General features: G+C 64.6%; 11 protein-coding genes and 1 tRNA gene. 8 read left to right on the top strand and 4 right to left on the bottom strand.

Translation table 11 applies throughout. The features are described 5' to 3' along the window. Positions 1 to 19 precede the first annotated feature (19 nt). On the bottom strand, positions 20 to 1054 hold the full coding sequence (xylF, locus tag A3840_RS05685; RefSeq protein ID WP_067453226.1) for a D-xylose ABC transporter substrate-binding protein: 1035 nt from the start codon (positions 1052 to 1054) through the stop codon (positions 20 to 22). A gap of 205 nt (positions 1055 to 1259) precedes the next feature. On the opposite strand from xylF, the gene A3840_RS05680 reads away from it, so the two are divergent. Further along, positions 1260 to 2498, top strand: a complete 1239-nt coding sequence (locus A3840_RS05680; RefSeq protein WP_165603130.1) for an ROK family transcriptional regulator — start codon at positions 1260 to 1262, stop codon at positions 2496 to 2498. Positions 2499 to 2573: 75 nt separating this feature from the next. On the opposite strand, the gene cysN is transcribed toward A3840_RS05680, so the two are convergent. Further along, positions 2574 to 4460, bottom strand: coding sequence for a sulfate adenylyltransferase subunit CysN (gene cysN / locus A3840_RS05675; protein WP_109442285.1), 1887 nt, complete (start codon positions 4458 to 4460; stop codon positions 2574 to 2576). Positions 4461 to 4462: 2 nt separating this feature from the next. Next, positions 4463 to 5371: a sulfate adenylyltransferase subunit CysD gene (gene cysD, locus A3840_RS05670; RefSeq protein WP_067453216.1), complete on the bottom strand. Its 909-nt coding sequence runs from the start codon at positions 5369 to 5371 to the stop codon at positions 4463 to 4465. A 289-nt stretch (positions 5372 to 5660) separates the two neighbouring features. Between cysD and A3840_RS05665 the strand changes: the two genes are divergently transcribed. Then, positions 5661 to 5736: transfer RNA gene (locus A3840_RS05665), tRNA-Thr, on the top strand. Positions 5737 to 5777: 41 nt separating this feature from the next. Then, complete coding sequence (locus A3840_RS05660; RefSeq protein ID WP_165603129.1) at positions 5778 to 6545, top strand: NAD kinase; 768 nt, start codon at positions 5778 to 5780, stop codon at positions 6543 to 6545. 22 nt (positions 6546 to 6567) lie between these two features. On the opposite strand, the gene A3840_RS05655 is transcribed toward A3840_RS05660, so the two are convergent. Continuing rightward, a complete protein-coding gene (locus A3840_RS05655; protein WP_067453211.1) occupies positions 6568 to 7764 on the bottom strand; it encodes a DUF2336 domain-containing protein in 1197 nt (398 codons plus the stop codon). A gap of 277 nt (positions 7765 to 8041) precedes the next feature. On the opposite strand from A3840_RS05655, the gene A3840_RS05650 reads away from it, so the two are divergent. The 5 genes from A3840_RS05650 to A3840_RS05630 all read left to right on the top strand — a co-directional run bounded on the left by A3840_RS05650 (position 8042) and on the right by A3840_RS05630 (position 12934). Further along, positions 8042 to 9466 (top strand): mannose-1-phosphate guanylyltransferase/mannose-6-phosphate isomerase, encoded by a 1425-nt coding sequence (locus A3840_RS05650; RefSeq protein WP_067453208.1) that lies wholly within the window; start codon positions 8042 to 8044, stop codon positions 9464 to 9466. Between the two features lie 82 nt (positions 9467 to 9548). After that, entirely contained in the window at positions 9549 to 9773 is a 225-nt protein-coding gene (locus A3840_RS05645; protein WP_067453205.1) for a hypothetical protein, read from the top strand. Positions 9774 to 10047: 274 nt separating this feature from the next. After that, on the top strand, positions 10048 to 10716 hold the full coding sequence (locus A3840_RS05640; protein WP_067453202.1) for a hypothetical protein: 669 nt from the start codon (positions 10048 to 10050) through the stop codon (positions 10714 to 10716). After that, positions 10716 to 12149 carry an O-antigen ligase family protein gene (locus A3840_RS05635; RefSeq protein ID WP_067453200.1) on the top strand — a complete coding sequence of 478 codons (1434 nt, stop codon included), beginning with the start codon at positions 10716 to 10718 and terminating at the stop codon, positions 12147 to 12149. Before A3840_RS05640 ends, A3840_RS05635 begins: the two co-directional genes overlap by 1 nt. Then, positions 12146 to 12934, top strand: a complete 789-nt coding sequence (locus A3840_RS05630) for a metallophosphoesterase (protein ID WP_067453197.1) — start codon at positions 12146 to 12148, stop codon at positions 12932 to 12934. Before A3840_RS05635 ends, A3840_RS05630 begins: the two co-directional genes overlap by 4 nt. The last annotated feature ends 9 nt before the right edge of the window (positions 12935 to 12943 follow it).

The following is a 12943-nucleotide window of genomic DNA, read 5'->3' as shown; positions in this document are numbered from 1 at the left end:
AGTTTATCCGGTTTCAGTCTCAGTTACACGCGGCGACCGAACCGGCGGCAACGCCCTGGCAGACCACGTCCTTGGAGACCCAGCCGGCATCGATGACGACGTTGAGATTGTCCTGGGTGATCGGCACGGGCGCCAGAAGCACCGCATTCATCTCGACGCCATTGGGGCCGTCGGAGAACTTGACCGCGTCGGTCACGCCGTCCAGCGCCGTGCCGCCGGCCAGTTCCAGGGCGATCTCGGCGGCCTTCTTGCCCAGCTCGCGCGCATCCTTCCACACCGACACCGTCTGGGTGCCGAGGGCGATGCGGTTGAGCGCGGCATGGTCGCCGTCCTGCCCGGAAACCGGCACCGAGCCGGCCAGGCCCTGGGCGGCGAGCGCCGCGATGGCGCCGCCGGCCGTGCCGTCATTGGAGGCCACGACCGCGTCAACGTCGTTGTTGTTGGCGGTCAGGAACTGTTCCATGTTCGCCTGGGCGACTTCGGGATTCCAGTTCTCGGTATAGGCCTCGCCGACATTCTTGATCGTGCCGGCATCGATGGCGTCCTTGAGCACTTCCATCTGGCCTTCGAACAGGAAATCGGCATTCGGGTCGGCGGAATTGCCCTTGATGAAGACGTAATTGCCTTCCGGCTGCACTTCGAAGACGCCGCGCGCCTGCATGCGGCCCACTTCCTTGTTGTCGAAGGTGAGGTAGAAGGCGTCGGGATTCTCGATCAGGCGGTCATAGCCGACCACCGGAATGCCCTCGGCCACCGCGGCGGCCACGGCCGGCCCGATGGCGTCGCTGTCCTGGGCCAGGACGATGATGGCATCGGCGCCCTGGCTGATCAGGCTTTCGATATCGGTGAGCTGCTTGGACGCCGACGATTGCGCGTCGGCCGAGATATATTGCGCACCGGCCGCTTCGAGAGCGGCCTTGATGGCGCCTTCATCGGTCTTCCAGCGCTCTTCCTGGAAATTGTTCCAGGACACGCCGACGACGATCTGGTCCTGCGCGATGGCCGAACCGGCAAGGACGGTCGAGGCAAGCAGGACCGCTGCGAACTTATTCATATCTGTCCTCCCATGGGCAGCGCCCTGCCCGAATTGCGAGGGCAAGCGCCCTCGCGCGTTGAGCATTATTTTGCTGCTCGAAAAAAGCTCTCGCATGGCGTTCCGCGGCATGTCAACATCAATTTCGGGCTCCGAACTAAATCAGCAGTTGCGATTTTCCGGCAAGCAATGTTGAGGTGTGAACCCGGATGAGGGAGTAGGCTGTTTGACGCGTTCCGTCAGCGATAGTGACAGCGTCCGGCGGCAGAACCGGGGGCTGATTTTAGACGCATTGCGTGCAGGCGGCCCCCAATCGCGAACGGCTCTTGCCGTCCGCACCGGCCTCAGCCATGCCAGCGTCACCGCCATCATGCAGGACCTCCTGGCGCAGGGCCTGGTGGAGGAAATGCCGGCGGCCGAACGCGGCGACGGCCGCACCCGCGGGCGCCCCGCCATTCTTGTCGGCTTCCAGCGCAAGGCCGCCTATGTCGCCCTGTTCGAGATCGACGTGAACAAGGCGCGCCTGTCGCTGGTCGATTATGCCGGCATCCTGGTGGACCGGATCGAAACAGAGGTGACGCCGACCACTTTCCGGCAGACCGCTCCGGATGTCTTCCTCCTGGAAAAGCTCGCCTTGCTGCGCGAGCGCACCCCCAAGGCATCGGGCGCGCTGCGGCGCGTGGCCATTTCCGTGCAGGGCATTCTGGACCGCGACGGCGGCGGGCTCAAATGGTCGCCCATCCAGGGCCTGGCCGGATCGCCCTTCGCCAGCTCACTCGAAGCCCATATCGGCCTGCCGGTGAGCCTGCATAAGCGCGGGCGCCTGCTGGCCGAGGGGACACGCTGGCTCGATCCCGACCTGCTCGATGCCAGCGTGGCCACCGTCTTCCTCGGCTCCACCGTGGCCATGGGCATGAGCCTGCATGGTCAGATCACCGGGCGCGGCGACGAGGGCGCCACCGAGTTCGGCCACATGAACCACGTGCCCAACGGCGCGCTCTGCCGCTGCGGCATGCGCGGCTGCATCGAGGCCTATGCCGCCGATTACGGCGTGTTGCGCACCGCCTATTCGGTGCCCGAAACAGCATCCCCTGCCCCGGCCGTCCCGGCGCAGCAATATGAATCGCTGATCCAGCGCGCCGAAGCCGGGGAGCGCACCGCCACCCATGGCTTCAACCTCGCCGGCAGGGCCATCGGCTACGGCCTGGCGCGCATGCTCGCCATGTTCGACCCCAGCCATATCCTGATCGTGGGGCCCGGCGCCCGGGCACTGAACCTCATGCGCCCCGAAATCGAAACCGCGCTCGGCGCCTCGCTGATCGTCAAGATCAACGGCATGCCCCGGATCATGGCCCATCTGGACGAGAAGGAACCGATCTTCCGCGGACTGATGATGAAAACGCTCAGCGATATCGACCAGAACGAATTCGCCGGGCTGGCATCGGCGGTACGGGCGGCGGGTTGATGGAACAATACCAACACCACGGCTCGTCACCCTCGGGCTTGACCCGAGGGTGACGACCTGTGCAAAGGACAAGCCCTAAAACTTCAGCCAGCCGTGCAACTGATCCGCCAGTACCGCCGGCTCTTCTTCCGCGCCATGCAGCACCAGTTCGGGATTGCTCGGTGCTTCGAACGGAGAATCGATGCCGGTGAAATTCTTGATCTCGCCGGCGCGCGCCTTCTTGTAGAGGCCCTTGGGATCGCGGGCCTCGCAGACGTCGAGCGGGGTATCGACATAGACCTCGGTGAAGTCGATATCGCCGGCGATTTCGCGGGCCAGGCGGCGCTCCTTCTCGAAGGGCGAGATGAACGAGACCAGCACAACCAGCCCCGCATCGGCCATCAGCCGCGCGACTTCGGCGACCCGGCGGATATTTTCGACGCGCGCCGCCTCGGTGAAGCCGAGATCCTTGTTGAGCCCGTGCCGCACATTGTCGCCATCCAGGATATAGGCGTGACGGCCCTCGGCGGTGAGGCGCTTTTCGAGCAGGTTGGCAATGGAGGACTTGCCCGAGCCGGACAGGCCGGTGAACCAGACGATACGGGGCGCCTGCCCTTTCATCCGGGCGCGAACCTCCCGGTTCACATCGAAATTCTGATAGGTCAGGTTCTGCGCCCGGCGCAGGCCGAACTCGATGGCCCCTGCCCCCAAAGTGGCGTTGGACAGCCTGTCGATGAGGATGAAGCCGCCGGTCAGCGCATTGGCCGCATAGGGATCGAAGGCAATAGGCTTGTCAGTGGCAATGGTGACCGTCGCCACTTCATTGAGATCGATCTTGGTCGCGGCGCTCCGCTCCAGCGTATTGACGTTGGTGCGGTACTTCAGGTCGGTGATCGTGGCCGGCACGGTCTGCGCGCCGATCTTGAGCAGATAGGAGCGCCCGGGAAAGGCCGCTTCCTCGTTCATCCAGACCAGCCTGGCCTGAAACTGATTGGAGAATTCCGGCGTCTCGCCCGGATGCGAGAGCACGTCGCCGCGGGAGACATCCACCTCACGGTCGAGCACCAACGTCACCGCCTGCCCGGCCACGGCCCGGGTCAGGTCGCCATCCATAGTCACGATCCGGCTGACCCGCGCCGGTTTTCGAGACGAGGCGATGAGCACGTCATCGCCCACCGCGACGGTCCCGGATGCGATCGTGCCCGAAAAGCCGCGAAAATCGAGATCGGGCCGGTTCACCCATTGCACCGTAAAGCGGAAGGACTGGGCCGAGCGATCTTCGGACACCGCGATCTCTTCGAGATAGGGCACCAAGGCCGCGCCATCATACCAGGGCGTATGGGCGCTGGGGCGCAGGATATTGTCGCCGCGCAGGGCCGAGACCGGCACCGCCGCCAGTGTCTTGAAGCCCAGCGGCTCGGCAAAGGCGCGATATTCGGCCGCGATGCGCTCGAACACCGCCCGGTCGTAATCAACCAGGTCGATCTTGTTGACCACCAGCACCACATGCTTCACCCCGATCAGCGACAGGATGAAGGAATGGCGGCGCGTCTGGGTCAGAACGCCCTTGCGCGCATCGACCAGCACCAGGGCAAGATCGGCATTGGAGGCGCCGGTGGCCATGTTGCGGGTATATTGCTCGTGACCGGGCGTATCCGCGACGATGAACTTGCGCTTGTCGGTGGAAAAGAAGCGATAGGCGACATCGATGGTGATGCCCTGCTCGCGCTCGGCGGCCAGCCCGTCCACCAGGAGCGAGAAATCGATGCCTTCCTCGCCCACGATGCGGTTATGGCTTTCCTTCTTAAGGCTCGCCAATTGATCGTCCAGCACAAGCTGGCTGTCATAGAGCAGCCGGCCGATCAGGGTGGATTTGCCGTCGTCGACGGAACCGCAGGTCAGGAAGCGCAGCAACGACTTGTCCGTCTGCTGGGCGAGCCAGAGGTCGAGATCAGTATTGGGGCTGGCCATGGCTACGCTCATGCTCAGAAATACCCTTCCTGCTTCTTCTTCTCCATCGAGCCGACGGAATCGGAATCGATGAGCCGCCCTTCCCGCTCGGAGGTGCGGCTGGCCTGCATTTCCATGATGATCGAGGGAAGGTCGGCGGCATCGGAGCGAATGGCGCCGGTCAGCGGATAGCAGCCCAGCGTGCGGAAGCGCACCACTTCCTCGCGCGGCCTTTCGCCGGGCAGGAGCGGCAGGCGCTCGTCATCGACCATGATCAGCGTGCCCGACCGCTCCACGACCGGCCGGGGCCGCGCGAAATAGAGCGGCACGATGGGGATGTTTTCCGAATAGATATAGGTCCACACGTCGAGCTCGGTCCAATTGGAGATCGGGAAGACGCGCATGCTCTCGCCCGGATTGAGACGCGTGTTGAAGGTGCGCCAGAGTTCGGGGCGCTGGTTCTTGGGATCCCAGGCATGGCTGGCATTGCGGTGCGAGAAGATGCGCTCCTTGGCGCGGCTCTTTTCCTCGTCACGCCGCGCCCCGCCGATGGCCGCGTCGTATTTTCCGGCATTGAGCGCCTGCCGCAAAGCGGCAGTCTTCATGATGTCGGTATAGCGGGACGATCCATGGTCGAACGGATTTATGCCGTCCCGGACGCCATCCTGGTTGGTGTGACGGATGAGGTCGAAGCCATATTCTTCCGCGGTCCGGTCGCGGAACGCGATCATCTCCCGGAACTTGAAGGTGGTATCGACATGCAGCAGCGGAAACGGAATCCTGCTGGGATAGAAGGCCTTGCGCGCCAGGTGCAGCAGGACGCTCGAATCCTTGCCGATCGAATACATCATCACCGGCCGTTCGAAGCTCGCAGCCACCTCGCGCAGGATTTCGATGCTCTCGGCTTCCAGCGCCTGCAAATGCGTCAAACGGGTCTGGGTCACTGCAATCTGGCCTCGGCATGTCACCGGCCGTAAGTACCGCTTCGCCGAAGGCTCATTCAAGCCAGAAAGTGCCGGAAATGCTGGGGTTACAAGGGCTTGAGGCAAAATTGTGCGGCAATGATCCAAGTCGTGCGAAAGGGGTCCAAGCCAGGCCCCCGCAGGCGATTGACAATGCGCCAAGCCGGCTCGGCACAGAATAAAAATTTCCACCATTTCGCGCGAGGGAGAGCGCCTGCCGCGCAATCGCTGTTGCCGCTCGCCGCAAAGCGATGCTAAACGCCATGCCGATGCCGGTATAGCTCAGTTGGTAGAGCACCTGATTTGTAATCAGGGGGTCGCGGGTTCGAACCCTGCTGCCGGCACCACGGGCTGCACGCCGGGGATGCAGTGTTCGGGAGGCGGCTGCGTGGCGGACCCCAGAATTTGCTTCGTAACCAACAAGACGCCAGCGGCCGACATCGCCGCCGATCGCCTGCGCCAGCGCTATGGCGAAAGCCCCTTGAGCGCGGCGGAGATCGTAGTGGCCCTTGGCGGCGACGGGCTCATGCTGCAAACCCTGCACCAGGTGATGGATCGCGGCATTCCCACCTATGGCATGAATTTCGGCTCGGTCGGGTTCATGATGAACGACTTCAACGAGAACGACCTGATCGAGCGCCTGGCCGCCGCGCAACGCACCAGGATTTACCCGCTCTCCATGCAGGTCCTCGATGCCGAGGGCATCACCCGCTCGGCCCTGGCGATCAACGAAGTCTCGCTTTTCCGCTCGTCCTACCAGGCGGCCAAGCTGCAAATCCTGGTCGATGGCCAGGTGCGGCTCGACGAACTAATCTGCGACGGCGCCATCCTGTCCACCCCCGCCGGCTCGACTGCCTATAATCTCTCGGCGCATGGCCCGATCCTGCCGATCGAGGCGCCGCTCCTGGCGCTGACGCCGATTTCTCCGTTCCGCCCCCGGCGCTGGCGTGGCGCCATCCTGTCCAATCGCGCCGTGGTGAAATTCCTCACCCGGGAGGCCGAAAAGCGCCCCGTCAGCGCCGTGGCCGACAATGTGGAATTTCAGAATGTGCGCGAGGTAACGGTCACCGAGGACCGCAGCCATCACGTGACGCTGATGTTCGATCCCGGCACCAGCCTCGAGGAACGCGTCCTCACCGAACAGTTCCGGTTTTAGCCCTTCAGCGGCTGCACCGGCGTCACGCCGCCGGCAATTGCAGCCGCGGTGCGGCGGGCTCGGGTAGCGGCAGCACGGCGTCCCGGCTCTCGGCAAAGGCCCGCATGACGCCCCGGGCCGCCTGCCGCGCCAGGGCCACGTTCTGCTCGCTGAGATAGGTGAAGGCCTCTTCCATCTCGAGCGGGATATCGCCGTCATGTTCGGCGAGCAATTCCTCGGTCAGCGCCGTCACCACGTAATGGCGTGCCGCCAGGTCGTCGGACAGGTCGGCGCTTCGGGCATGCATGATCATGCGCACGAACAATAGCGCGATGGCCGGCTGGAGCCCGCAGCGGATGAAGAGCGCATTGAGCGCCGGGCGGCTGCCGCTTTCGAGCAGCACATAGACCTTCTCGCGCGTCACCGCGCCCAGCGAAGCCAGGCAGGCTGAAAAGAACAACACATGGCCCGTCACCACCGCATGCAGCAGCAGCCGCGTACTGAGCTGGTCGTTGGCCACCAATCGGTCGACGAATTCAAGATCGGTGCATTGCGCCTCGCCGATAACCGAAATGGCCGTATCGTTGCCGTCGCGCAGGATCCGCTCCAGCCGCTCCGGCGCCAGCGCGCCCTTGACCATGCGGCATTCGCGCAAGCCCTCGGCGACGCGGCGCACCAGCAGCAGCCGCGCCGATGCCGGCAGGTCCGGCCGGCCCAACAGCGCCCCGCGGAGCGCTGCGACCCCGCCCTCCGACATGGCCAGCCCCTCCAGCAGGTCGGGAGCGAAAGCGATATCGTGCCGGCGCAGCAGGCGCAGCGTCAGCGCCTGGTCGCCGCGCGCCACCATGGCGGCCGCGATGCGCGGGCTGATGGTGGTGCGCTGGGCAATGGCCAGCAGCGCTGAGGCATCGCCGCCGCGCACGATCGGCATCAGATCGGCATCGACCAGCAGCGGTGAATATTGCAGCACCGCCCGCGAGATCACCGGGCTGTCCTGCAACAGCGCCAGGATGATCGGCCGCGGCGCCTCGGGGGAATGCAGCAGCCCATAGGCCAAAGCCGCGCGCACCTTGACCGAAGGATCGTCCAGAAAGCCGATCAGCGCCGCATAGAGCGCGGCATGTTCGTCGGCCGGGCCGCGATGTCCGAGATAGGCCATGGCGGCAAGATGGGCGGTGTGCCCGCGCTCATTGCTGTCGCTGGACCGCGAGAGATCCGCAAAGGCCTGATAACCGATCATGCACGCCACTCCACACAAGCGCGCCCACCCTATGATGGGAAGTTTAAGGAACGGTTCACCATAAAAGCCCCGCGACGCAACCCCACGGCCCGGCGGGCGCCTCCGGCGGAAAAGCAGCCGCAGCGAAGGTAGAGCACCCGAAATATTGAGCGCCGGCCAGTATTTGCCGGGTCGCACGGATTAACCAAGCGCGCACGCGCGTATAAATCGCAGCGACATTATTACAAAATAGACATATATTCACTTGGCCGATCCAGCCTCGGGAGACATCAAGTCTATGAGTTCTGTCGTCGTCCCCCTGATACTCGCCGGAGGCCAGGGCACAAGGCTCTGGCCCATGTCCCGCGCGGCCCGCCCCAAGCAGTTCCTGCCCCTCACCGGCCCCACCAGCCTGTTCCAGCAAACGCTCCAGCGCGTGGCGGACCCGCGCTATGCGCCCGCCGTAATCATCACCAATTCGGAATATCGTTTCCTCGTTGGCGAACAGGCCGCCGAGATCGGCGCTCCGCTGGCCGGGGTCCTGCTGGAGCCGGTTGCGCGCAATACCGCCATGGCCATTGCCGCCGCGTCCTGCTTCATCGTCCAGCATTTCGGCCCGGAAGCGGTGATCCACGTCCTGCCCTCCGATCACAACGTCACCGCCGATGCCGGCTATTGGCTGGCCGTGGACCAGGCGATCGCGGCCGCCGGCTCTGGCCAGCTCGTCACGTTCGGGATCAATCCGACCCATCCGGAAACCGGATTTGGCTATATCAAGTCCGACGCCGTTGTCGGCGGCGAGGCCCGGCCGGTGCAACGCTTCGTCGAAAAGCCAGATGCCGCCCGCGCGGTCGAAATGCTGGCCGAGGGCGGCTATCTCTGGAATTCGGGCATGTTCATGCTGGGCGCGCGCGCCTTTCTCGCTGAGGCCGGGAGGCTGGCGCCCGACATGCATGAAGCCGCCGGCGCCGCGGTGCGCGGCGCGCGCGAGGACCTCGATTTCATTCGCCTTGAGGAGGCCGCCTTCGCCCGGGCGCCGAATATTTCGGTCGATTACGCCATTTTCGAAAAGACCGAGCGAGCCGCCGTGGTCGCCGTCGATTTCCGCTGGTCCGACCTGGGCAGTTGGGACGCGGTCTGGAAGAACGGCACCCAGGACGAGGGCCGCAACGTCACCAGCGGCCAGGTGACCTTGAGCGAGGTTTCCGGCTCGCTGGTGATCAGCGACCACGCTCATGTCGCCGTCACCGGCCTCGAGGATATCGCCGTCATCGCCACCAATGACGCCATCTATGTCGGCCGCCTGTCGGAGGCCCAGAGGGTGGGCGAGATGGTCAAGCGTTTGCGCGCGCGCAAGGACACCTCGGCACTGACCGAAATTCACCGCACCGCCTATCGGCCATGGGGCGGCTTTTCCTCCATCCTCAATGGCGACCGGTTCCAGGTGAAGCTGCTCTTCGTCCGGCCGGGCAAGAAGCTGAGCCTGCAAAAGCACCACCATCGCGCCGAGCATTGGGTCGTGGTGCGCGGCACCGCCGAGGTGACCGTGGACGGGAACGTCACCACCCTGTCGGAAAACCAGTCCATCTACCTGCCGCTGGGCTGCGTGCATCGCCTCGCCAATCCGGGCAAGATCGATCTCGAACTGATCGAGGTGCAGACCGGCTCCTATCTCGGCGAGGACGACATCATCCGCATCGAGGACGAATTCGGTCGCCTCTGACGCCGCCCAATTTACGTTGCCGATTAAGCCTAATAGCGGCCGCGCCTTGCTCTTGGGTCGAAGATATCAGCCTATATTGCTCATGCGCGACACGATCTGGACATGGGCCAATATCCTGAGCTTCGCCGTCATAACGGCAGCGGGCCTTCTTGTGCTCTACGTCCTCTGGCGCGATCGGCGCCAGCGCCGTCCCGCTCCGGCACCCGAACCCAACCAGCATCCAGCCACCCCGCCACCCGGTGCGGATCAGGAGACCCTGAAGCGGTTCAAAGCCGCCCTCGAGGAGAGCGGCCGGCGCGGAGAATGACCCCGCGATGGCCGCGATCTGCAACCGTCGCGGCAAGCACACATTATCCCTCTCGGAAAATGATCGCGGATGACGGACACTAACGCCATCCGGATTACTAGCTGCCGGCGCCGGAACGACTTATCAACACAATACCGGCACAGTTGAGGGTGAACCTATGGCTGGAGACCGACGTGCATAATCCGCCCTCTTGTTCACCCCGGCCGACCCCCTCGCGCCCTGCCCCCGCCGCGGCTGCAATCCAGTCTTCCTTTCCCATAGATGGCGGGCGGATGTGAACCGAACGGACCTGGTTATTCCGGCCATTGCCGGCATCCTGACCGCCCTGCTCGGCGTCCTCGTCGTCAATGTCGAATCCGCGCCGCTTCTCTCCGGAGACAGCCCGGCGCAGCGGGTTTCGCACTGGACCATGGAAACGCCGCCCACGCCCTTCTCGGTTTCGGCGCAGAACCTGCTCCTCGCCGATTGCGAAACCGTTCTCGCCAATCCCGATGCCCTGCCCCTGCGCTACCTCGAAGACGATGTGCGCGCCGGCATCCCGGCGACCTGCCGGGCGATCGCCGAGAACATCCTCCACTCCACCCCAGCTTCGGGTTACGGCTGGCTCATCGTCGCGCTGGCCGCCATCCAAGAGGGCGATGAGGCGACGCTCAATGCGGCCATCCGCATGTCCCGCGCCACCGCGCCTGCGGAAGGCTGGATCGCCGAGGACCGCCTGATGCTGGCCGAGCAGCATTTCGCGGCCCTCGAACCCGAAACGCTCGCCACCTACGAAGACGATATCCGCCTTCTGGTCCAAACTGCGCGCGTTGACCGCGTGGCCGCGCTCTATGCGCAGAATCCGCAAGCGCGGGACCGCATCGGCGCCATCGTCGAATCCCTGCCCCCGCGTGCCCAGCAGCGCTTCGTCGGCGCCCTTGAACGAGCCTGGACCGGACCGTAATGACCAGTCTGCCCATGGAAAATCTCAACCAGACCAGCCGCAGGACGCGCCACACCGGCGCCCGGAGCGGACAATATGCCATCAACCGGGCCTATTTCTTCGTGCTCCTGGCGCTCGTGGCGCTTGCGCCGCTGCCATTGGCGAGCAATCGCCCGGTCCTGTGGGGCGTCATCGCCGTGATAATCGGCCTGGCATGCCTGTCCTATGTCCTGCTGCTGGCCTGGCGCGGCGAGCCTCTGCGCGTCGGCATTGCCAGACTGAAATGGCCGGCGCTCGCCATGGGCCTGGTCGCCGTCGCCCTGCTGCTGCAGGTGCTTCCCTTCGGCGCCTGGTTCGGCTGGTATCGCACACTGGACCTGCCGGCGGGCAGCATCGTCCTGGATACGGCATCGGTCGCGCCCGGGATGACCTGGCTGATGCTGACCCGGCAGCTTGCCTATGCGCTTTTCGTGTTCCTGGCCATCCAGGTGCTCGCCAACAGCAGAAGGCGGCGACTCATGCTCGATGGCCTGCTCGCCATCGTGATGGCCTATGCTCTCTACGGCATGATCGCCCTGCATAGCGGCGACACCGTTCTGGGCATGGACAAATGGGCCTATCACGGCATGGCCACCGGCACTTTCGTCAATCGAAATTCCTTTTCCACCTTCCTGGCCATGGGCACGGTGATCGCCAGTGTGCAATTTGCCGGCCGGATATCGGAACGCAGCCATCAGCATGCCGATGATGGGCGGATCGTCGGCAATGCCGGCGCGCTGCTGTTCTATGGGCTCAGCATACTTTTCCTGCTCATGGCGATCCTCGCCACGCAATCGCGCATGGGCCTCGTCGCGGCGATCATCGGCGCCACGCTGGGCCTCTTCATGATGGCGAGCAAGGGCAAGGGACTGCGCTCGGCCATCCTTGTCGGCGTGCCGGCCCTCGCCCTGGCCGGCCTTTATGCGATCCTGACCTCGGGCGAATTGCTCTTTGACCGGCTCCTCCAAACCGAAGGCGCCGCCAGCGACCGGACCGGGCTCTATGCGCAGGTGCTCGACATGATCGCCCTGCGCCCCTGGACCGGCTGGGGCGGCGGCAGCTTCGAGGCGGCCTTTCCCCTGGTGCATCAATTGCCGGTCAGCGCCGATTATGTCTGGTCCCGCGCGCACAACACCTATCTGGCCCTGTGGAGTGAGCTGGGCATCATCGCCGGATCGATCCCGATCCTGCTGGTTGCCGCCGGCTTCGTAGCCATCGCCATCCGCTTTCGCGGCAGCCGCAGCCGGCTCGACACCGCGCCACAGGCCGCCGCCATCGCCGTGACCGTAACCTCCGCGGTGCATTCCCTGGCCGATTTCAGCATGGAGGTGGCCGCCAACACGCTGATCTTCCTGGCCATCCTGGCCTGCGGCCTCGCCACGATCTGGCAACCGATCCGGCAGGGCAAGCCATGAGCTGGCTCGATCGCCTCGCCCGTCCCGCGCGCGGCCCGGCCAATGGCCGGCCTCGGCTCAATATCCCAGAAATGCCCGCTGCGCTCTACGCCATCGGGGACGTGCATGGCTGCTTCGAGCAGTTTCAGCTTCTGCAACAACAGATCATCGCGGACGCTCGGAGGGTCGAAGGGCCGAAAGTGCTGGTCATGTTAGGCGATTACGTCGACCGGGGCCCGCAATCGGCCCCAGTCATCGACGCCCTGATGCAGCCGCCGCCGGCGGGTTTCACCAGGATTTGCCTGGCCGGAAACCATGAGATCATGATGCTCGCCCATCTCGCCAATCCGGGACGGGACAATGGCTGGCTCGAACTGGGCGGGCTCGCCACCCTGCAATCCTATGGCATCGATGCGAGCCTTTATGCCGATGCCGGACGCCGGGAGCGCCAGGCCCTGCTCGACGCCTATGTCCCGCGCGATCACATCGATTTTCTCGAACATCTGCCGGTCCTGGCGCAGGTGGGCCCGGTCCTGTTCGTGCACGCCGCCGCGCAACCCGGCCTGACCCTCGCCGAGCAGGACGAGACCGTGCTGCTTTGGGACCGGCAGGCGCTCGCGCCCCTGCCCGACGATTCCTGGGACCTGGTGGTCCATGGCCATACCCCCTCGCCCCAACCGGTGATCGCGGCGGGTAACATCAATATCGACACGGGATGTTTCGCCACCGGCATACTCACCGCACTGCGTCTTGATGGTAACCAGAAGCAAGATTTTCTTAGAGTTGATGTCAATAATCCGTCATAATGCAGCATG

The organism is Devosia elaeis (assembly GCF_001650025.1).
Classification (GTDB): domain Bacteria; phylum Pseudomonadota; class Alphaproteobacteria; order Rhizobiales; family Devosiaceae; genus Devosia; species Devosia elaeis.
The sequence above is the reverse complement of the archived record's forward strand: the minus strand, read 5'-3'. Positions and strand labels throughout refer to the sequence as shown.

Bases quoted from the DNA above. Each gene is read 5' to 3' on its own strand.
- A3840_RS05645 (WP_067453205.1), top strand. From the start codon at position 9,549: ATGCGCGACACGATCTGGACATGGGCCAATATCCTGAGCTTCGCCGTC.
- A3840_RS05650 (WP_067453208.1), top strand. From the start codon at position 8,042: ATGAGTTCTGTCGTCGTCCCCCTGATACTCGCCGGAGGCCAGGGCACA.
- cysN (WP_109442285.1), bottom strand. From the start codon at position 4,460: ATGAGCGTAGCCATGGCCAGCCCCAATACTGATCTCGACCTCTGGCTC.
- A3840_RS05630 (WP_067453197.1), top strand. From the start codon at position 12,146: ATGAGCTGGCTCGATCGCCTCGCCCGTCCCGCGCGCGGCCCGGCCAAT.
- xylF (WP_067453226.1), bottom strand. From the start codon at position 1,054: ATGAATAAGTTCGCAGCGGTCCTGCTTGCCTCGACCGTCCTTGCCGGT.
- A3840_RS05655 (WP_067453211.1), bottom strand. From the start codon at position 7,764: ATGATCGGTTATCAGGCCTTTGCGGATCTCTCGCGGTCCAGCGACAGC.
- A3840_RS05635 (WP_067453200.1), top strand. From the start codon at position 10,716: ATGACCAGTCTGCCCATGGAAAATCTCAACCAGACCAGCCGCAGGACG.